The organism is Sphingobacterium sp. PCS056, from assembly GCF_023273895.1.
Classification (GTDB): domain Bacteria; phylum Bacteroidota; class Bacteroidia; order Sphingobacteriales; family Sphingobacteriaceae; genus Sphingobacterium.
On record NZ_CP096883.1, the window covers coordinates 666,085 to 688,045 of the forward strand.

18 protein-coding genes and 1 pseudogene are annotated in these 21,961 nt (G+C 35.0%); 9 read left to right on the forward strand and 10 right to left on the reverse strand.

Going from position 1 to position 21,961, the window contains the following annotated elements:
- The first annotated feature begins 6 nt into the window (after window positions 1-6).
- Window positions 7-1,188: a metallophosphoesterase family protein gene (locus tag MUB18_RS02735; RefSeq protein ID WP_248754907.1), complete on the forward strand. Its 1,182-nt coding sequence runs from the start codon at window positions 7-9 to the stop codon at window positions 1,186-1,188.
- Window positions 1,189-1,263: 75 nt separating this feature from the next.
- On the opposite strand, the gene pruA is transcribed toward MUB18_RS02735, so the two are convergent.
- From pruA to MUB18_RS02765, 6 genes are all read right to left on the reverse strand, one after another.
- Window positions 1,264-2,901 carry an L-glutamate gamma-semialdehyde dehydrogenase gene (gene pruA, locus MUB18_RS02740; protein WP_248754908.1) on the reverse strand — a complete coding sequence of 546 codons (1,638 nt, stop codon included), beginning with the start codon at window positions 2,899-2,901 and terminating at the stop codon, window positions 1,264-1,266.
- Between the two features lie 97 nt (window positions 2,902-2,998).
- Window positions 2,999-3,664: a peptide-methionine (S)-S-oxide reductase MsrA gene (gene msrA, locus MUB18_RS02745; RefSeq protein ID WP_248754909.1), complete on the reverse strand. Its 666-nt coding sequence runs from the start codon at window positions 3,662-3,664 to the stop codon at window positions 2,999-3,001.
- 73 nt (window positions 3,665-3,737) lie between these two features.
- A complete protein-coding gene (locus tag MUB18_RS02750; RefSeq protein ID WP_045754620.1) occupies window positions 3,738-4,346 on the reverse strand; it encodes a superoxide dismutase in 609 nt (202 codons plus the stop codon).
- Window positions 4,347-4,443: 97 nt separating this feature from the next.
- Window positions 4,444-4,914 carry a nucleoside deaminase gene (locus tag MUB18_RS02755; protein ID WP_045754621.1) on the reverse strand — a complete coding sequence of 157 codons (471 nt, stop codon included), beginning with the start codon at window positions 4,912-4,914 and terminating at the stop codon, window positions 4,444-4,446.
- Between the two features lies 1 nt (window position 4,915).
- On the reverse strand, window positions 4,916-5,254 hold the full coding sequence (locus tag MUB18_RS02760; RefSeq protein WP_045754622.1) for a tRNA-binding protein: 339 nt from the start codon (window positions 5,252-5,254) through the stop codon (window positions 4,916-4,918).
- Window positions 5,254-5,469, reverse strand: coding sequence for a hypothetical protein (locus MUB18_RS02765; RefSeq protein WP_045754623.1), 216 nt, complete (start codon window positions 5,467-5,469; stop codon window positions 5,254-5,256). The genes MUB18_RS02760 and MUB18_RS02765 overlap by 1 nt, the downstream gene beginning before the upstream one ends.
- Window positions 5,470-5,552: 83 nt before the next feature.
- Here MUB18_RS02765 and MUB18_RS02770 point away from each other — a divergent pair, with 83 nt between their 5' ends.
- The 6 genes and pseudogenes from MUB18_RS02770 to MUB18_RS21930 all read left to right on the forward strand — a co-directional run bounded on the left by MUB18_RS02770 (window position 5,553) and on the right by MUB18_RS21930 (window position 15,224).
- Complete coding sequence (locus tag MUB18_RS02770) at window positions 5,553-6,143, forward strand: porin family protein (RefSeq protein ID WP_045754624.1); 591 nt, start codon at window positions 5,553-5,555, stop codon at window positions 6,141-6,143.
- Between the two features lie 162 nt (window positions 6,144-6,305).
- Window positions 6,306-7,076 (forward strand): succinate dehydrogenase cytochrome b subunit, encoded by a 771-nt coding sequence (locus tag MUB18_RS02775; RefSeq protein ID WP_248754910.1) that lies wholly within the window; start codon window positions 6,306-6,308, stop codon window positions 7,074-7,076.
- A 53-nt stretch (window positions 7,077-7,129) separates the two neighbouring features.
- Complete coding sequence (locus MUB18_RS02780) at window positions 7,130-9,064, forward strand: fumarate reductase/succinate dehydrogenase flavoprotein subunit (RefSeq protein ID WP_045754626.1); 1,935 nt, start codon at window positions 7,130-7,132, stop codon at window positions 9,062-9,064.
- Window positions 9,065-9,115: 51 nt separating this feature from the next.
- The gene (locus MUB18_RS02785) at window positions 9,116-9,889 is read left to right on the forward strand and encodes a succinate dehydrogenase/fumarate reductase iron-sulfur subunit (RefSeq protein WP_248754911.1); all 774 of its coding nucleotides are present in this window, start codon (window positions 9,116-9,118) and stop codon (window positions 9,887-9,889) included.
- A gap of 98 nt (window positions 9,890-9,987) precedes the next feature.
- Window positions 9,988-13,731, forward strand: coding sequence for a sensor histidine kinase (locus MUB18_RS02790; RefSeq protein ID WP_248754912.1), 3,744 nt, complete (start codon window positions 9,988-9,990; stop codon window positions 13,729-13,731).
- A gap of 123 nt (window positions 13,732-13,854) precedes the next feature.
- A pseudogene (locus MUB18_RS21930) lies at window positions 13,855-15,224 on the forward strand (IS3 family transposase).
- Window positions 15,225-15,329: 105 nt separating this feature from the next.
- Here MUB18_RS21930 and MUB18_RS02805 read toward each other — a convergent pair.
- The 3 genes from MUB18_RS02805 to MUB18_RS02815 all read right to left on the reverse strand — a co-directional run bounded on the left by MUB18_RS02805 (window position 15,330) and on the right by MUB18_RS02815 (window position 17,569).
- Window positions 15,330-16,256: a hypothetical protein gene (locus tag MUB18_RS02805; protein ID WP_045755612.1), complete on the reverse strand. Its 927-nt coding sequence runs from the start codon at window positions 16,254-16,256 to the stop codon at window positions 15,330-15,332.
- Window positions 16,257-16,428: 172 nt separating this feature from the next.
- Window positions 16,429-16,812 (reverse strand): hypothetical protein, encoded by a 384-nt coding sequence (locus MUB18_RS02810; RefSeq protein WP_248754913.1) that lies wholly within the window; start codon window positions 16,810-16,812, stop codon window positions 16,429-16,431.
- Window positions 16,813-17,017: 205 nt separating this feature from the next.
- Window positions 17,018-17,569 (reverse strand): lipocalin family protein, encoded by a 552-nt coding sequence (locus tag MUB18_RS02815; protein ID WP_248754914.1) that lies wholly within the window; start codon window positions 17,567-17,569, stop codon window positions 17,018-17,020.
- A gap of 469 nt (window positions 17,570-18,038) precedes the next feature.
- Between MUB18_RS02815 and MUB18_RS02820 the strand changes: the two genes are divergently transcribed.
- Together MUB18_RS02820 and MUB18_RS02825 are read left to right on the forward strand one after the other, a co-directional pair.
- Window positions 18,039-18,950, forward strand: a complete 912-nt coding sequence (locus MUB18_RS02820; protein ID WP_045754629.1) for a lysylphosphatidylglycerol synthase transmembrane domain-containing protein — start codon at window positions 18,039-18,041, stop codon at window positions 18,948-18,950.
- 11 nt (window positions 18,951-18,961) lie between these two features.
- A complete protein-coding gene (locus MUB18_RS02825; RefSeq protein WP_248754915.1) occupies window positions 18,962-19,669 on the forward strand; it encodes an SDR family NAD(P)-dependent oxidoreductase in 708 nt (235 codons plus the stop codon).
- Between the two features lie 30 nt (window positions 19,670-19,699).
- On the opposite strand, the gene MUB18_RS02830 is transcribed toward MUB18_RS02825, so the two are convergent.
- On the reverse strand, window positions 19,700-21,907 hold the full coding sequence (locus MUB18_RS02830) for a glycoside hydrolase family 2 protein (RefSeq protein ID WP_248754916.1): 2,208 nt from the start codon (window positions 21,905-21,907) through the stop codon (window positions 19,700-19,702).
- Between the last annotated feature and the right edge of the window lie 54 nt (window positions 21,908-21,961).

The following is a 21,961-nucleotide window of genomic DNA, read 5'->3' on the forward strand; positions in this document are numbered from 1 at the left end:
TAGCTCATGAGTATCAACCGAAGAAAATTTTTAGAAGCCTTAACTATTGCAGGTATAACATTACCAAACATAAGCTTTGCAAATAAAAAAATTGAGGCTAGTAATAGCGTAAAATTTGATTTTATCGTCCCCGCATATTTACAGAATCAGATCAATAATAATATAAGCGTATTTTCGATTCTCAATAAACCTGCATTTGCTTGGCTAGAAATCTTAGATGACAACAATCAGATCAAGAGCAAAATATATCAAAGTGAAGATGGTATGTTGGAAGCAAATACTGACTTGTTTAAGTTTACCATAATTGATGCTCCAAGAAGATTTAAATATAGAATTGTAGCTAAGGAAGTTCTTAAATTTGAGGCTTATAAAATTGTTTATGGCGAGGAAATTAAATCGGATATTTTTTCTGCAAAATTAGCGAAAAAAGACCAAGATCAAATCAGTTGCTTGATATACAACGATGTTCATGAAACAAAGAATACATACAAAGATCTGGTGCCTAATCAAAATCTAGATAGATATGATTTTGCGATTCTTAATGGAGATTCTTTTCATTATGTAAGCAACCAAAATGATATCACCGAAAAACTGCTACAACCCTTTTCATTTTTTGAAACGAGTAAACCTTTTATCATGAATCGGGGAAATCATGAAACTAGAGGCTCATTTTCGCGTATTTTCAAGAAGTATTTCGGTTATCCCGAAAATAAATTTTATCAATCTTTCAAATTGGGACCTATTTATTGGATTCTACTAGACAGTGGAGAGGATAAGCCCGATACCCATAAAGTATATGGTGGGACTGTAGATTATGATCATTATCGCAAAGAACAGGCGGTTTGGTTAGAACAAGTATTGCAATCAAAAGAAAGAAAATCAGCTCAACATACGGTAGTGGTCAGCCACATTCCTATTTTCCACGCTGATGATTGGCACGGCACATTACATAACCGATCCACCTTTCATCCATTGTTTCAAAAATATAAAATTGATGTGATGATTACAGGTCATACACACCACTATGGTTATCACCCCCCTGACCAAGACCATAACTATACACTGTTTATTGGCGGTGGACCCAAGACAGGTGAAAGAACGGTGATCGATGTACATGGTGATAAAAGATCTCTGGACATAAAAATGATCAAAGATAATGGCGATATCGTGGGACATCTCAAAAAATAAAAATTCTATTTTATCATAAACAAGACAAGGCGTTTACTATGTAAACGCCTTGTCTTGTTTATGAGTCCTACTCGATTATTCGCCTTCTTCTAAAAATGGATATTTGTAATTTGTATCCGGATTAAAGGTTTCTTTGATCGTACGTGGAGATACCCAACGTAATAGGTTGATCATAGAACCGGCTTTATCATTTGTACCTGAACCACGAGCTCCACCGAATGGCTGTTGACCTACTACAGCTCCAGTACATTTGTCATTGACATAGAAGTTACCAGCTGCATTGCGCAATGCATGTGTTGCTTGTGCTATTGCATAACGATCTTTTGCGATAACTGAACCTGTTAATGCATAGATAGATGTTTTATCAACAATTTCTAACGTCTCTTCCCATTTGTCATCTTCATAAACAAAAATCGTCAAAACTGGCCCGAATAATTCTTCTGACATGGTTTCATAATCTGACTTTTTAGCTAAGATAACTGTTGGTGAAACAAAATATCCTTTAGATTTGTCATACGTACCACCGATTACCACTTCTGCATTATCGGAAGCTTTAGCACGGTCAATATATTTGGCTAATTTATCAAATGATTTTTCGTCAATAACTGCATTGATAAAGTTTGTAAAATCTTCTGTTCCACCAATTTTGAATGAATTTACATCTGCTGTCATTGCATCTTTCAATGCCGGCCACATCGATGCTGGAACATATGCACGGGAAGCTGCCGAGCATTTCTGTCCTTGGTATTCAAATGCACCACGCACTAATGCTGTATTGGTAACTTGTAGATCTGCTGATGGATGTACCACGATAAAATCTTTACCACCTGTTTCACCAACTATTCTAGGGTATGTTTTATAACGGTGAATGTTTTCTCCAATTGTCTTCCAAATATCTTGGAAAACACCTGTAGAACCAGTAAAGTGAATACCTGCAAAATCTGGGTGTTTAAAGATTACCTCACCTGCATCAGGTCCTGATACATATACTAAGTTGATCACACCAGCTGGCAAACCTGCTTCGATAAAGATCTCCATCAACACTTGGGCAGAATAAATCTGTGCATTCGATGGTTTCCATACGACCACATTGCCCATCATAGCAACACATGATGGCAAGTTTCCTGCAATGGCTGTAAAATTAAAAGGTGTCAAAGCAAATACAAAGCCCTCTAATGGACGTTGTTCTAAACGATTCCATACTCCTTTTCCAGATACAGGGGGTTGTTGTGCATAGATTTCGGTCATGTACTGTACGTTGAAACGTAAAAAGTCAGTGAACTCACATGCCGAATCAATTTCTGCTTGATAAGGATTTTTTGATTGCGCCAACATCGTTGCTGCATTCAATTTGTAACGGTATTTTGTAGATGCTAATTCTGCTGCTTTCAAAAAGATAGCTGCACGATCTTCCCATGGTAAGTTTTCCCAATCGCTTTTAGCTGCTAAAGCTGCATTGATAGCGTCTGTTACATGATTTTTTGTACCTTGGTTATAGTGTCCTAAAAGGTGTTGGTGATCGTGTGGTGGGTTGATCGATACTTTATTTTCTGTACGTACTTCTTCTCCGCCAATATACATCGGAACGTCAATTTGCCTAGCACGGGCTTCATCGATAGCTGCTTTTAATAATTTACGTTCCTTAGTACCAACAGCATATGAGTAAACTGGCTCATTTGTGGGTGTAGGTACATTAAAAAATCCTTTTATCATAGTAATAATTTTATGTTTTCAAAAACCTGAATTTCAATGAGTTTATCAAAATTCAGAATAAATTTACAAGATTTTAATCCGAGTTCCAATTATTCAATTAGTCTTTGGCCGTACTGGTAAAAATATGTTTAAACTTTTCCAATTTTGGTTTAATCACATATTGACAATAACGGTCATCTTGGTTATTTGCATAATAATCCTGATGATAATCTTCTTCTTTGTAGAACGTACTGTAAGGAACGACTTCTGTTACAATCGGACGCTCATAAAGATGTTCTTCTTTCATCTTCTGTAAGTAATAATTGACTTTTGATAATTGTTGTTTATCATGAACAAATATGGCTGAGCGATATTGAGTTCCTACATCATTTCCTTGTCTATTTAGCTGTGTTGGATCATGCGCTATAAAAAATGCTTTCAATAAGGTGTCAAACTTAATTTTCTGAGGATCATATAAGACATTGACAGCTTCGGCATGTCCAGTTGCTCCTGTACTTACCTGGACATAAGTCGGGTTATTTGTTTTTCCTCCGGTATATCCCGAAATCACTTGTTGTACTCCTTCCAGTGTTTTGAATTGTGCCTCTACACACCAAAAACAACCTGCTGCAAAAGTAGCGGTATCCAGTTTTCCGGACTGCATATCGGGTAAGTGGTCAAAAGATAGTGCTTGATTTTTTGTAGCGGAGGGCTGGCATGATGACCATAAGCTGCAAATCGCAAATAATGCAAAAAGATGGATGTAACGATTACTGATATTCATACGATTACAAATTAAAAAAGCGGTAAAATGTGATCATTTTACCGCCTTATATGTTTATACAAAAGCTAAAAAATTATTTAGCCGCAGCATAATTTTTTGCTACTGCATCCCAGTTAATCACATTGAAAATTTCTTCTAAGTAAGCTGGGCGTTTATTTTGAAATTTTAAATAATATGCATGTTCCCAAACATCAATTCCTAAAATAGGTGTACCTTTTACTTCAGCAACGTCCATCAATGGATTATCTTGATTTGGAGTAGAAGTAACTTGTAATTTACCTTCAGCATTGACAATTAACCAAGACCAGCCAGATCCAAAACGAGTAGCACCAGCATTTTGCAATTGTGTTTTCAATTCTGAAAAAGATCCAAAAGTTTCATTGATAGCTGTTGCTAATTCTCCTGTAGGTTCGCCGCCAGCATTTGGACCTAATACGGTCCAAAATAATTTGTGATTATAATGTCCACCACCGTTATTACGAACTGCTGCAGGGTATTTACTAATATTTTTAATGATATCTTCTAAAGACAAGTTTTCTGCTTCTGTGCCAGCAATTGCTTTATTTAAGTTATCTACATATGCTTGATGATGTCTATCATGGTGGATTTCCATAGTAGCTTTATCAATATGTGGTTCTAATGCGTCTGACGCGTATGGTAACGCTTCTAATACAAATGCCATAATTATTTATTTTTGTGTTTATTTAAAAGATTGTTATATGCAAATATAACGTTTAATATAGTTTTATGTTTCGTTTCGGGATGAAATAATCTGATGTTTAGTAGCGTTTTTGACGAAAAAATGATTTAACCAGCTCTGCACATTCTTCACCAAGCTTTCCTGATTCAACAATGGTTTTGGGATGCAAAATTTTATCATGAAATTGCGAGTAGCCTCTTTTGTCGTCCTTCGCTCCAAACACAATTCTTGTTATATGTGTCCAATATGCAGCACCAGCGCACATAACACAGGGCTCTACAGTTACATAAAGTGTACAATCTACCAAATACTTGCCTCCTAAATGATTTGCTGCTGCAGTAAATGCCTGCATCTCTGCATGGGCGGTTACATCATTAAGACGTTGTGTCAAATTGTGACCTCTTCCTATTATATTTCCTTTATGAACGATAACAGCACCAATCGGAACCTCCCCCTCTGCCATTGCTATGTGTGCTTCTTTCAATGCTTGTTTCATAAAAAAATCATCTGCATTGTCTACAGAAGTTCCTTCAAAATCGATATATCGCATATTACATTAATCTAGCGCCATTGGGCACTTTCTTTTCTACTGTTGTTAAAATGATATTTCCATCCTCATCAGCAAATCCTGTTACTAAACATTCTGAATAGAAGTTTGCTATTTGTTTTTTTGGAAAATTAACAACTGCTACTACTTGTCTTCCAATTAATTCATCTTTACTATAATGTACGGTTATTTGGGCACTACTTTGTTTAACACCTATTGTTGAACCAAAATCAATGGTCAATTGATAGGCTGGTTTTCGAGCTTTCGGAAAATCTGCTACGGTAAGGATTGTACCTACACGTAAATCAACTTTTTCAAAATCACTCCAAGATATTTCTTCCATTATAAACGATTACTTTCAATATTACTTAATGACTTGGATAGCGTAAATATAATATATTCTCGATCTCTGTTGAGACGAATCATCAGGTGCTTAATCAGTTTTTCTTCATCTCCCTCTTCAAAGGATAAATCTGCATCATGGAGATGATTATATTTTCTTTTTATTTTTTCTTTCGCTATATTCCAATCAGATGTTGTTATTTTGAGCCTTGTCATTTTTTAGGTATAAAATTTGCTTATATTTTTGAAACTTGATGAAAGTTTAGTTAAAGATACAATTTATATAGAAAATAACAGTTATGAAGAAAATTTTACCTGCATTACTATTAATTTGCGGAAGTGTTGCTACTGCTAATGCACAATTGTTGCCTGGATTTGAAATTGGTTTAAAGGGTGCCTTAAACTTTTCTAAATTTAAAAGTGATGGTAAGTATTTCAATTCAGACAACAAAGCTGGATATCAGGCGGGTCTGTATGGACGTGTCGGTGTATTAGGTTTCCATGTACAACCTGAGATTTACATTACTGGCAAAAACACCACTGTCTCAACAGATGGCGGGGAAACAACAGATGTAAAATTTACTTCGGTTGATATCCCTGTGCTATTGGGAAAACGTTTTGGTTTAGGACCTATTGGTGCAAGGATCCAAACTGGACCTATATTTTCTTTTAAGGTTGATGATAAACAAGATAAAATAATTGCTAATCTGGATCCAAATAGTTATAAAAAAACAAATACGGCATGGGCTTTTGGTGTTGGTGCTGATGTTTCTAGTTTACGTGTGGATCTACGTTATGAAATGGGATTGAATAAAGTCAACGATAGTCAAGCAAATCCAAAAATCAACATGTGGAGTATTGGTCTAGGTTATCGTTTATTTAGTCTATAGACTTTTAAAAAACAATTTATAAGGGGCTCGCTATCATAATTAGCGGGCCTTTTTTGCAAAAGATTTAGAATAGTTCTAAATTACTTCTTTTTCTTGTCAAAATTGTATCATATTTAATATCAAATAGTAGATTTGCCTAATTAAATTAAATTACAAAGGATAATGAGTAAATCAAAGCCAGTTTTAAGTTCTTCAATCGGGAAGAAGCTAATCATGAGCTTAACGGGACTTTTTTTATGTATGTTCCTAATCGTTCACTTGATTGGAAACTTGCAGTTATTTAAAGATGACGCGGGTTTAGCGTTCAACAAGTACGCTTATTTCATGACGCATTTTACCCCTATTAAGGTTGTGTCTTATTTATTGTATGCATCAGTAATCATTCACGTGATCTATGCAATCGTGATTTCATTAAAAAATAAGGCTGCACGTCCGATTGGGTATGCATCTTATGATGGAAGCGCAAACAGCAAGTGGAATTCACGTAACATGGGGATTTTAGGTACTGTTATTTTGGTATTCTTGGCGACGCACATGTCAAATTTTTGGTGGAAATACCATAATGACAAAACACCTTACATCGAGTATCGTACAGATCTATCGACAGGTGTTACTACACATCAAGAAATCCAAGCTGCAGATTTTCATGATTATTCTATCGTTTCTGAAAATGGTGTTGAAATTGTGAAAGCACGTGACTTGTATAAACAAGTTGATTATGCTTTCAAGAATGTTGGTTTGGTTGCTTTGTATGTCATTGCGATGGCTGCTTTAGCATTCCACTTAATCCACGGTTTTCAATCTGCTTTCCAAACAGTTGGATTCAATCACAAAAGATACATTGGATTGGTTCAATTTATTGGTGTATGGGTTTTTGGTGTAATTATTCCAATCCTATTTGCAGCAATGCCATTATATTTCTATTTCCGTTAACAATATTTTAGGATAGTGCTATAAGGCACGATCTAATAAATAAAATATAAGATATGTTAGATTCAAAAGTACCTGCGGGGCCATTGGCTCAAAAATGGTCAAAACATAAATTTGAAATGAAGCTGGTTAACCCTGCTAACAAACGTAAATTTACAATTATCGTTGTTGGTACAGGATTGGCAGGAGCTTCTGCAGCTGCCTCTTTAGCAGAATTGGGTTACAATGTAAAAACTTTCTGTTATCAAGATTCACCTCGTCGCGCGCACTCTATCGCAGCTCAAGGTGGTATCAATGCGGCAAAAGATTATCAGAATGACGGTGACTCTGTTTTCCGTTTATTCTATGATACGATCAAAGGGGGTGATTACCGTGCTCGCGAAGCAAATGTGTACCGCTTAGCTGAGGTATCTACTAATATCATCGATCAATGTGTTGCGCAGGGTGTTCCTTTCGCTCGCGAATACGGTGGTTTATTGGATAATCGTTCCTTTGGTGGTGCACAAGTATCGCGTACTTTCTACGCTCGTGGTCAAACTGGACAACAATTATTATTAGGTGCATATTCGGCTTTAAACCGTCAGATACATAAAGGTAAAGTGAAATCATACACTCGTCATGAGATGCTTGACCTTGTTAAAATTGATGGACAGGCTCGTGGTATCGTAACTCGTGACTTAGTTACTGGTAAAATCGAATCACATGAAGGTCATGCAGTATTATTATGTACTGGTGGATACGGTAACGTATTCTTCCTTTCTACTAATGCTATGGGATGTAATGTAACGGCTGCTTGGAGAGCGCACAAACGTGGTGCTTTATTTGCAAATCCATGTTATACCCAAATTCACCCAACATGTATTCCTGTTACTGGTGATCACCAGTCCAAATTAACGTTGATGTCAGAATCATTGCGTAATGATGGTCGTGTGTGGGTTCCTAGAACAGTTGAATTGGCACAAAAACTTCAAAAAGGAGAATTAAAGGCTGTTGATATCAAAGAAGAAGATAGAGATTACTTCTTAGAACGTAAGTATCCATCATTTGGTAACTTAGTCCCTCGTGACGTTGCTTCTCGTAATGCTAAAGAAGCAGTTGATGAAGGACGTGGTGTTGGTAAAACAGGTGTTGCTGTATTCTTAGACTTTGCCGAAGCAATCGGCCGTTTGGGAGAAGATACTGTACGTGAAAAATATGGTAACTTATTTGATATGTACTATCAAATTACAGATGAGAATCCTTACAAACAACCGATGCGTATCTACCCTGCTGTTCACTATACAATGGGTGGTGTATGGGTTGATTATAATTTAATGACTACTGTCCCTGGATTATATGCATTAGGAGAGTGTAATTTCTCTGATCACGGAGCTAACCGTTTAGGTGCTTCTGCTTTAATGCAAGGATTATCGGATGGCTACTTTGTGATTCCTTATACTGTTGGAGATTATCTTGCAAACTTAGGTTCTTTTGCTCCTGTTGATAAAAATCATCCTGCATTTGAAGAAACTCGCAAAGAGGTTGAAACACGAATCAATGCATTATTAGCCTTAAATGGTACTAAAACTGTAGATGATCTTCATAAAGAATTAGGTTTGATCATGTGGGAATACTGTGGTATGGCCCGTACTGCTGAAGGTTTAACTAAAGCTAAAGGATTGATTCAAAACTTGAAAAAAGAATTCTGGTCAAATGCAAAGGTACTAGGTGAAAATGAAGAGTTAAACATGTCGCTGGAAAAAGCTGGTCGTGTTGCTGATTTCATCGAATTGGGTGAGTTAATGGTTGATGATGCATTAAACCGCAGAGAATCTTGTGGTGGTCACTTCCGTTTAGAGTCGCAAACAGAAGAGGGTGAGGCTCTACGTATTGACGAAGAGTTTACTTATGTGTCTGCTTGGGAATTTAAAGGTGAAAATCAACCGGAGGTTCTTCATAAAGAAGAGTTAGTTTTCGAAAACGTTAAATTAACACAAAGAAGTTATAAATAATATCATTGACTACTATTATAGTAGTCAATTGATAGACTCAATATTATTATTATGAGTGCACATATGAATTTAACGCTAAAAGTTTGGCGTCAAAAAAACGATAAATCAAAAGGTCAATTCGTAACTGTACAAGCAAATGATATCGCCGATGATATGTCATTCTTAGAAATGCTTGATATCGTAAATGATGAATTGACTCGTAAAGGCGAAGATCCTATTTACTTTGATCATGACTGTCGTGAAGGGATTTGCGGAATGTGTTCATTAGTGATCAACGGACGTCCTCACGGACCGAAATATGGTATCACTACTTGTCAATTGCACATGCGTTCATTCCATGATGGACAAACAATTGTTATTGAACCTTGGAGAGCTGCTGCGTTCCCTGTATTGAAAGATTTAGCGGTAGATCGTACTGCATTTGACCGTATTCAACAAGCTGGTGGTTATACCAATGTAAATACGGGAGGTGCACAGGATGCTAATAACATTTTGATTCCAAAACGTATTGCAGATGAGGCTTTCGAATCAGCGACTTGTATCGGTTGTGGTGCTTGTGTTGCTGCTTGTAAGAATGCATCAGCGATGTTATTCGTTTCAGCAAAGATATCTCAATTCGCTTTATTACCACAAGGTCAAACGGAACGTTATGAGCGTGCTCAGGCGATGGTTGATCAAATGGATGCAGAAGGTTTTGGTAACTGTACTAATACTGGTGCTTGTGAAGCAGAATGTCCTAAAGGTATCAAATTAACAAATATTGCTCGAATGAATCGTGAGTACTTGGGTGCAAAACTTTTCAGAGAGGAAGATATCCACGGATAATAAAATATCCTTTTATAGATAAGTCCTTACAAATCTTTTTGTAAGGACTTTTTTTATATATTTATATATTCATTCATTCTCAATTTACAGATTATATAGTGCCAGTATCCTCTAAAATAAGACTTTTACTTATACTGCTGACGTTAAGCTTTATCGTTACTGCTATTACTTTACAACAATCGATCTCGAGTAAGGATATTCTAAACTTTGAAACAGCAAACCTTGAATCAAAAATTCATGAAAAGGAAGATTTGATTAAACACTTATTTGCAGATCCTATTGTTTTAAAAACGTTTAAAAATGCGGAGAAATATCCAGAACAATCTTACCATATCCTTGAAAAATATGATAAGGAGGAAGGGATCGCGCTCTTTATATTTAAAAATCATGAATTATTGCTGTGGAGTTCTAATATATTCGTACCGCTCACAGATGGTGGATTAAAAAATACCGTTAATTATATTACAACAAATGATCGAACATTCATTGTTAAGAAAAAGGAGATTGGCAATACGACCGTCTTGGCTTATGTGACGATCAAGAAATATTTTAATATCAATAATGAATATTTCACAAAAGCATTTTCACCCTTGATTTCTAAAAGTAATAATATTGAAATTGCAGATTATAACGATAGTGGAAATATTAAAAATATATACAGCAAGGATAAAACGTATCTGTTTTCGATTAAATTAAAATCGGGACAGGTTCAGAATTTATTTAGTGTCTTAAAAACGTTATCGTGGATTCTGGCAGCCATATGCTTTATAACGCTCATCCATAATATTGCGAATCTACTGGTTAATAATGGTAAAGTAATACTTGGAGTAATTTTATACTTTACAGCACTGGTGACATTACGTTTTATAGATCTTAACTCTGATTGGCTCAGTATTCATGCTAATCTAGGGATTTTCAATCCAAAAAATTATGCCTATAACTATTTGTTTCCCAATATCTGGGGTTTACTGGTTACAACTTTCTTTATTTTTCTTTTTACCTTATTTTTATACAATATAAAAAGTAAATTTCTTTTTGCTGAATATATCAAAAGTAAATTTTTAAAGGTATGTTTTACCTTGTTTTCCATACTGAGCATATACTTCTTCTTTACTCTTCTTTATAGAACATTAGGTACGCTGGTTACACATTCTCCCACTACGGCTGTTGATTTTACTAAACTGGTTGAATTAAATACATTCACTTGGATTGATCTTTTTATCATGTGTTTCAGTTTGATGACGCTAACATTGTATATTGATATTGTGATTTCTACGATTAGAAAGCTTAAAATATCAGATACAGTACTTCTCAATATCCATCTGATTTCCCTTATCATATTTATTATCGTAGGCACTGTATTGAGAGAAAATAATGGATTGGTCAATATTTTACTTGCTGTAATTATACTGATACGCTCTTTCAATTCCTTATTAAAATCAAAATTCAAATTAGCAACTCATATCATCGTTATCATCCTTTTATCGATCATCTGTTCCGTTTATCATGGTCACTATTTTAAAATGAAAAAAGTGGATAATATGAAGCTTTTTATTAGTAATCTAGAAGCGGAGGATGACATTAATGCTATATCACTCTATACAGAAATTGAAAAAGATATACTGAAAGATGAACAGTTAAAACATTTATTCAAAATCAGTTTACCTAATACCAATACTCAAACCATAAATGAATATATCGAGCAAAAATATCTTGGTGGATACCTTTCAAGATATGAATTTATGGGATTCTACTATAATAATAATAAAGAACTTGCTCAGTATAAGAATAATAAAGTAGAAGAGTACAGGGAAAAGGTTATAAAAAATTCATTAAAAATAAGTAATAACTTCTATCGCTTGAATAGTGAGTTAGGAACACATGAGTATTTTTCAATCATAAACCTTCCTATAGATGCTCACAATACAGTCTCTCTCTACCTCAATCTAAAAAACAGGTCGTTTAATTATGCGTTACCTTATCCCGAAATACTGGTTGATTCGAGATTAAATAATATGGAGGTCGAATCATTTAGTAATAGCTCTATAGCACTCTATAAAGATGGAAATCTAGTCACCCAATATGGAAAATACAATTATCCAAGTCATGATCATGATTATCCTAAAAAAGTTGGTGAATATATTAATATGGATGGTAAGGACAACTATTTTCATGTGCTGTATAGACCTAATAGTCATACAACATTTTTGGTTAGCAATCCAAAAGAGACAGCTTGGGAATATTTGGCGACCGCTTCATTTTTATTTTTGGTCATATTTATCTTTTTTTCAATCTTTAATACGATCACTTATGGTTCAAATATTTTTAAAAACAAGTCGTTTAAAATTCGAAGTATTAAATATCATTATTTATATTTAGTCAATAGCATACAATATAGCTCTAGAATTCAAACGCTATTTATTTCTTCAATTATATTGGCAATTCTGATATCTGGTATCATATCGTTTGTCAGTATTAATATGCAATTAGCCTATAACAATACTTTGGAAAGAGAAAAAACGGTTACAGATATTAGTAAAAGGCTAGAAAGTATCATTAGTACCACAAATTCTGCTGAAGAAAGGGAGAATCGACTAATTTATTATTTGAAGTTATTATCCGAATCGCTATCAAAAGACTTCTCTCTGTACTCTAAATCGGGTCGTTTATTATACAGTTCGCAACCCAAGATTTATGACCTTAATATCTTATCAACCTTCATGAATCCGAATGCATTTAGAAAATTATCACTTTTAAAAAAATCAGAGACGATAGAGAAAGAAGGTGTAGGTGACTTTAGATATGAATCCAGTTATGCCACTATTAGAGATGAAAATTATGCGACTATTGCATACCTGGCTATTCCAAATTTCAATGCTCAAAAGGATGATAACTTAAATAAAAATCTTCTTTTAAATACACTTATCAATATTTATTCGCTGATTATTATTGGTTTTGGATTTTATGCAGCTTTCGTTGCTAATAAAATCACTGAACCACTAAGTTTAATTAGTAAAAAATTGGCGCAAACAAATTTGGGACAACAGAATGAACCTTTATTTTGGCAGCGAAATGATGAAATCGGCGCTCTCATCAAAGAATATAATCTCATGATATTAAAACTAGAGGATTATGCGAATAAAATAAAGGATAATGAAAGGGAATCTACTTGGAGAGAAATGGCACAACAGGTGGCTCATGAAATCAAAAATCCGCTAACTCCTATGAAGCTTGGTATTCAACAGCTAACCAAATCATACTATGACAATGATCCGAAATTTGAAGAACGATTTAAACGTATTTCAGCATCATTCATTGAGCAAATAAATAGTTTGACACATATTGCTAAAGAATTCTCGGCTTTTGCGAAACTGCCAGACACGAAATATGAGAAGATCAATTTATTGGAAAAAATAAATAAATCAATTGGAGTTTATATACAGAATCCGCAAGCTCAAATTAGATTAATGAATCAAACAAATGATGCCTATCTCTTTGTAGAAGGAGATCGAGATCAAATGATGAGAACTTTTAATAATCTTCTGAAAAATGCCATTGAAGCGGGTTTTGGTAAGAGAAAAATAAAAATTGATATTAGTATTACTGATGGTGATCGGGATGATTACATCATTAAAATAAAAGATAATGGATCAGGAATTCCTCAAGAAATGCGTTCTAAAATATTTGAGATTAATTTTACGACCAAGAGTTCTGGTACTGGACTAGGATTGGTGTTTGTTAAAAAAACAATTGAGGCAATGGGGGGAACAGTTCAATTTGAATCTATAGAGGAACATGGAACAACATTTCAAATTTCAATACCTAAATTTAAGCATATCTAATAAGAGGAAGTAAATGTGCGCACTCGCTATTACCCTAGTTCAGATAAGCTATGGTTAGAAACAAAAGAGGAGCTCTTGTATGCAGTGCCCCCAAAAAGTTAGACACTTTCTGGGGGCATTTTTATGAATAAGAAAAACAAGCACAGTTTTGAATTTAAGTTGAGCTGTGTTAGACAAATGGATGAGCATTATCGTTCTGCAAAGTCTTTGGGAGAAGAATTCGGGATTACGTATTCTTTGTTTGAGACGTGGTACAAAATATATAAGTATCAGGGGGAATCGGGGCTACTTCCCAGGAAAGGGAAAAGACACTTTAGTGCTTCTTTTAAGCTTTCTGTCCTTACTGCAATCCGAGAAGAAAGTTTATCTTTGAAAGAAGCCCGTGTACGCTTTGACCTTTCCTCGGATGCCCATATCATTGAATGGCAGAAAAGGCTGGACAAGTTTGGTCCAGAAGGATTGGAGGCACGGCCAAAAGGGAGACCCTTGATGACAAAGAAAGCAAATCCGCAGATCAAGCGAAAAGTTAGAAAAACGAATAAAGCGCTCACGCGTGAAGAGGAACTTTTGCAGGAGAATGAGTATTTACGTGCAGAAAATGCCCTGCTAAAAAAGCTCAGCGCCTTAGCTCAAGCCGAAAACAAGCGAAAGCCATAATGGAGCTAAGGCATCAATTTGATCTTGATATCCTGCTGAGTTGCGTTAAAATGGCAAGAAGTACTTTCTATTATCATTCCAAGAAGGAGGGACAAGCAGATAAATACGAACAGGTGAAAGCGCAAATCAACAAAGTTTACCATGTACATAAGGGCCGCTTTGGCTATCGCCGCATTACCCTGCAGCTCAAACGGGATGGAGTGGATATGAATCATAAGACCATTCTTAGATTAATGAGGGAAATGGGTTTGAAGAGTCTGATCAGGATAAAGAAATACAGGTCATACCGGGGTGAACTGGGCAAGATCGCCCCCAATATCCTCAACAGGAAATTCCAGGCTGAGGGGCCTTTGCAAAAATGGGCCACGGATATTACTGAGTTCAAAGTCAAGGAAAAAAAGCTGTATCTCTCCCCAATAATTGATCTGTTTAATCAGGAAGTTATAAGTTATGAAATTACTGACAGGCCGGTCTTTAAAGGGGTAATGGATATGCTCAAAAAGGCACTGCCCAAAGCAAGGGGGGCATCACAACTGCTTTTACATTCAGATCAGGGCTGGCAATACCAAATGCCTAAATATCAACAGTGGCTCAAAGAAAACGGAATCACTCAAAGCATGTCCAGAAAAGGAAATTGCCTTGATAATGCCGTAATTGAAAATTTCTTCGGAATTTTAAAATCAGAACTGTTTTATCTAAAACAATACGAATCAACAGAGAAGTTAAAAAGCGAAATAGAAGATTATATCTCCTATTACAATAATCAACGGATAAAACTAAATTTAAATGGAATGAGCCCGACAGAATATCGAGCTCATTATTACAAATCTAATTAACTAAATTTGTCCAATATTTTGGGGGCAGTCCAGTATTTGAGCTCCTCTTTTATTTCTGACCATATACCATCAAGGTACATCCTTAGATGGTATCTTTATTTTAGCCTATTTTAAGACCACTGTAGACCTTCCCATGATAGCGTTATCACAATATAAGAGTACTGTATAAGCTCCTTTTACAAACTTCTTATCATCATTCCAATACAACGCATATTCTTCTCCATGATTTGTAAATTCTAAATTGTGCTTAAAAGTATATTGAAGTTTCTCACCATGGGCAAAAAAGGTATTATTCTCATCATTAACAATTAAGTTTCCTTGTGGATCGATAACACGGACAAAAACATCTTTATTTCCAATCTTTGCAAGCGTATTGTCTGCAATTGTAAAATTGATGCTTAACTTATCTACTCTCTTTGCACGTTCTTCTACTTCTACTTTATTATTACGCTTTTCTTGAAGGCCAGATACTGAAATATTAGAAACCTTGAGAGCAGCAGCTACATTAACCTTTGAGGCTAATTTGCTATTTGAACTTTCTAGATTTGTAATTTTAGTCGAGGAGGCAGAAACTTCTTTTTGCAATAAACTGTTCTTTTCTGCCAAAATCTTATTTTCTTGGATTAAGCGATTGACATCTAATGTAAAATAGGCAACATCGCTTTTAAGTGATGTAATTGTTGACTGAGCAAAATCAATATCTGATTGAGATAATTCTTTTCTAGCTAATTTGGCTCGTAAATCAACAATTTTATTTCTTGCATCTTGCTCTTTTGCTATTAAAGGTGGAGATAACTGAACATTTTCAATTTTCATTTTATCTAGCTCTGCCTCGATACGATCAATTTCAACCTCAAGATTTTCCTTTTCAACGGTTAGTGCGTACACTTTTTCTCCTGAAGATTTAAACTTAACATAGAAATAAACGTTGGTAACAATAAGCGCAGCTATTGCTATTATAAAAAAATAAACTTTTGAGGTATTTTTCTTTATTTCTTCCTGTTTATTTCCCTTTACTAATTCAGTTTCCATTACACTTGAATTCCATTTTTTATTAGACTTATTGTATCGTCCTGTAGATACTATTGTACCACAAATATTATTCCAATTTCAAATTATGTAGCTATTAAAAAAATAATATGTTCTATTGCGATAGGTAGATAACAAGATCATAAAAATGACAGATGACATTTATCCATTATCTTTATTTCTTCATGATTTCTAAATCTATCATTACCAAGTTTTTAATCAATGTTTCCACATCGTTTTTTTTGGGATCATGAATTGTATAATGTCCTTTTTTAATGTCATTTTTTACTGGGCTTTGAGTAGGAGGTTCAGCATTTCTGTCATAAACTTTAACAACCGTGTGTCCAAATTTGATATTGTCCTTATCCAGCTTCAACAAACTCAACTGTTCCTCATCGATATCAATTACAACACCCTTTTCTAACTGTCCCTTACCACAAAATTCTACTTCTATTCCCAATGCGGCAAAGGTAAGTCTAATAAATTCCCGCACTGTAATGATAGACTCGGTCGCAACGACATCCTTGGTCTCCGTATCGTGCTGAATATGTGGCTTCATTCTCTCCAGACTTAGATGAGATGTTAAATCGTATACATACAGTCGATTTTCTAAACCTAGGGCTATTCGAATAGCATCCCTTATAATTCCGTGAAATATAGATATTTTACTTGAATTGCTACTATTAAAATACATAAGATATACTATTTCAAACAAATAAAGCTATAGTTTCCTATAGCTTTAGCAATTTATATAAAAAAATCTTTTAATTAACTCTAGAAAAAGTGAATACCAAGTAAGCTTCACCACTAGAAATGGTAACTGGCATACGCATCACTAATTTATTTGCATCTGAATAAGATAAATCCAAACGATAACCAGTGACTACATTTTTAGCTTTATCTCCAGCATAGATTTTTTTGAATTGAAATTGTGGTTCTCCATTATTCTTACCGGGATTGTAGATTGACCAAACTATATCTCTAGAAGCTCCTGGAGCACATAATTTACCATCTGCAGAGAAAGAAATATTTCCTTTCCCGTTACTTGGTAAAACCCATGTACTACCGATAAAACATTCTGCCGGTGCCTCTTCAAATACGCTTTTAATCGTATAAGAAGCAGGTAAATTTTCGCGGTCAATAGTATTTAATATCCAAGTTCCTTTAACAGCGCCTTTCCAGTCTGAAGCACTAGGACCTGAAGACATTGCAGTTGATGAAGAACTAGATGTTGCTCCTTTTGGCTGCATACTACAAGCCGAAAAAACAAACAAACTCAGCATAAGAGTTGTGATAGATAAAAGAACTTGATTCATATTCATTAATTTTATAGTTACTTATTGTATTTTTGCTGTAAATATAACAACAAATCATGATTGAGACATCCAAAAATCATACCATTAGTAAGATTGTAGCAAAATCACTATTACGTATCTTTGTTTTGCTTTTAGCTCTTGCATCTGTTCCTATCTTGTCAAATAAAGGAGCTCAATCTAGTTTAGATGCTAAACATATTGCTTTTCCCAATGAAATGGCTATTGTTGCGCCTGCACTACTTTTTATAATTTTCGTCGTACTACTTATATTCATGCTAAAAAACAAATATTTAAGAGTTGATATCAATTGGCAATTCTCTTTATGTACGATATTTCTACTGATATACTTAATTCTTTTATACTCCCGTATATACCCATTAGTAGCTTAATATAAATAATACGATAAGTTTAACCAAATTAATATCTTTGACAACTAATTTAGAAAGTCATTGCGTAGACTTCATAGCTAATGAATAAAAAATTACTCTGGAAAATAGTTAAGAATATCCTTAAAGTTGTTGTCACTATTGCTGCACTTTATTGGGTATTTAGTAAGGTTTCTATTGATGACTTAAAGGATGCAGTGGTCAATTCTAATCCGATTTTTCTTCTCCTCGCATTTTTAGCCTATGGAGCTTCAATTTTAATATCTTCTTCTCGATTACTTAGTTTCCTTAAAGCAATTGGACTAAATGTTTCGGAAAGATATAACCTCAAGCTCTATCAATTAGGCTTATTTTACAACCTGTTTTTACCTGGAGGTGTCGGAGGAGATGGTTATAAAATATATTTTCTTCGTAAAAAATATAATATTAAGGGCCGAAAGCTATTAGGAGCATTATTCTTTGATCGTTTAAGTGGTCTTTGGGCGTTATGTCTTATTATTGCTGCACTGGTTATTTTTATGCCACAGCTAAATATCCCTAATTATTTAACGATTTCTGGATTTATCGCGGGTACAATACTCTACTATTTTATTGTTGGGAAATTTTTTCCTGATTTTAAATCAAATTTTATCAAAACGCACTGCAAAGCAATAGGTGTGCAGTCTATGCAGGTGTTGTCTGCGATAATGATTTTATATGCTTTGGGTTTTGAAGGCAAATTTTCGCCCTATTTGTTTCTCTTTCTTGCTTCGTCCTTAGTAGCAATCATCCCATTCTCTGTCGGAGGATTAGGTATGCGGGAGCTTGTATATATGTGGGGAGCCAATTTCTTTCATCTCGACTCGCATTTGGCCGTTTTGATTAGTTTATTGTTTTATATTATATCGGCAATTATGGCCTTTACAGGTTCATATTATATTTTTCATCCCTCGGCTTTAGGAACTGACAAACTGCCGTCTGTTAAAGAGGTAGAAGAATCTCAAAGTGAAGATTAAATTAAGAAATTATGGCAAATATTGTAATAACTGGCGCAAGCAGTGGTATTGGATTTGAAGCAGTATTAGATCTTACAGCTAAAAAAGAAAACAATGTCATCGCCCTAGCTAGATCGGCTGATAAATTAAAGCGATTGCACGAGATTGCATCGGATTTAAACTTTGATGGGGGCAATTTATATCCTGCTCAATTCGATATCGTATTTGATGATTACCAAACTTTGGTACCATTTATCAAATCAAAGTTTGACCTTGTTGATATTCTGATCAACAATGCAGGTATATTGATCAATAAACCTTTTATGGATAGTTCACTGGAGGATATTGCATCTATGTTTCAAACGAATGTTCTGGCTCATGCCAATATGATTCAAAACATCGTTCCTTTAATGCCTGCAGGTTCCCATATCCTTAATATTGGAAGTATGGGTGGATTTCAGGGCTCATCCAAATTCAGCGGTTTGGCGGCCTACTCTTCTAGCAAAGCGGCATTGGCGGTATTAACAGAGTGTCTAGCAGAAGAATTTAAGACCATGGGTATCCGAGTCAATTGTCTTGCATTGGGTTCTGCACAAACAGAGATGTTTGAAACCGCTTTTCCTGGCGTAGAGGCGGGAAAACTGGCTTTTGAAATGGGCAGATATATTGCAGAGTTTGCTCAAAATGGACACCAATACTATAATGGTAAAATTTTGCCGGTGTCGTTAATGACGCCTTAAAATAATAAAAGGGTTTTGAAAGCCCTTTTATTATAATCCTATATGTTCATTTTTATTGTCAGTTGGGCCGTCTTTACTAATTGCCTTAGGATTTTGCTTCAAATAATGCCATGTGATTTTATCTTCCAATTGCGCCTCCCCTTTTGATGCCTTCACTTGAACGATATTGTCTCCCTCCCTTAATTTAACATTTTGAAAGATATAATGCACATCTGTTTCTCCCATAACATAGTTTTTGATCTCTACACCATTTACCCATAGCGTTGGTGTTCCGATATTGGAATAAACAGTTATGGGTGTAACCTCATTGGCTCTTTCCACAACACGACGTTGAGTCAGGTAAAGTACCGGTTGTTTGCTCCAGTTAGCTTTATACCAATAAAATGGATCTTTTTTTAATTTTCTATCGAATGTAACTAATCCTTTATAGTTTCTCGGTTCAACATTTAACGCGGTTATTGGTGTAGCAAAATCAAATGTATTCCAGAGATAGGAAGCTAGAAAGATGGGATGCCTCTTTATCGTTCCCCAATGTATTTCATGAAACTTGGTTGAAAATTCTTCAGGAAAAAATGCAGGATTTGCCCATTGGTTACCGACATCTCCAACAACCTCTTGCTGGTGGTTGGGATTTGCTTCAGCTCCATATTCTGAAAAAATTATTTTATAATCTTTAAAATCTTTTGAAATTTGATCCGCCCACTTATTTACATCACGGATAACACCATTGTACCATCCAAAATAATGGTTGATACCCTGTACATCTGCGTTATTGTTTACAGCATGATTAATGACATTATAACCACTCACTTGAACCGTATAGCGATATGGATCTTCTGTTTTAGCCAAGTCATTCAATTTTGTTGTTAATTCTATGGTATAAGCATTGGGTGTATAAACTTCGTTGTGTAATCCCCAGATATAAATAGAGGGATGATTATAATTTTGCCTAATAAGTTCTGTCAACTGCTGCTTAGCATTTGCTTCTTCTAATGTTGTTACACGATTGACAAATGGAATTTCTGCCCAAACAATAAAACCTATACTATCGCATTTTGCATAAAAATAATCCGATTGTTGATAATGAGCTAATCGAATAGTGGTTGCTCCCATTTCTTTTATAATAGCCAAATCTTCATCATGATCTGCATTTGATAGAGCAGAGCCCTTTCCCCATCGATCTTGATGACGTGTCACACCATACATCGGATATTTAACACCGTTTAAAAAGAAGCCTTCTCCTGTACGCAGTTCAAATTTGCGAATTCCCAATGGCTGAACCACTTCATCAAGAATAATATTTCCATCCATAATCTGTGTGACTACCTTATACAAATAGGGATCGTCTAAGCCTTGCCATACGTGTGGATTTGTTATTCTAATATCTTGAACGACCTCTTGTCTTCCCTGCGGAAGTAAGCGATGTTTTTTTACACCTTTTACTTTTACTGCTCCACCCTGCTCAAAAATCGTTGATACGATTTGCACATCTCGCATTTCTGGAGTTTTATTTTCTAATTTAACCTTTAAAGTGATATCAGCACTTTTCTTATTTACTTCCTTTTGACTGATATATATCCCGGAAGAAGCATAATCTGAAACTGCAATATTGATTTTGTCTGTTACAATCAGTTGTACAGGTCTATAGATACCTCCATACATAGGAAATAAAGTATGATTAACAGGAATTACTTGTGGAGTCGCTTCATTGCTTACTTTAACAAGAATCTCATTCTCCACTCCGAATTTCAGCATATTGGTCAACTCCAACACAAAGGCCGAATAACCACCTTGATGTCTACCAACAATTTGATAATTGCCATTAATCACTGAACCATCATACACCATATTACCTTTCTCCTTCTTTACGGGTAATGGTGAATTATTAAGATAAACTTCGGTATTGGTATTGACACCTTCAAATTTTATAAAAACTCGCTTTCCATCCCATGAGGATTCAGGAACAAAAGTTTTGCGATAATAAGCATCTCCCACATAAAATTTTTCATTAGATGTAAATCGATCATTGCGAACCTGCATGTCTTTTGCATTCCATGTATGTGGCACGGTAATAGATTGCCAAGGGCCTGAGAAAATAGTCCCATATTGTAATACATCGCTAGTGAAGGGACCTTTTTTAAAAGCCCATTCCTGATTAAAAGGTATGATTTCTCTTGCAGAAACTATAGCGGCTAAAATTGTTAAGAAAGTTAAAGTAATAACTGCCTTGAAATTCATAATATATTATTAAAGGTTTTTATTAAATCTTTTTCCATCTTATATGGAGCAAGT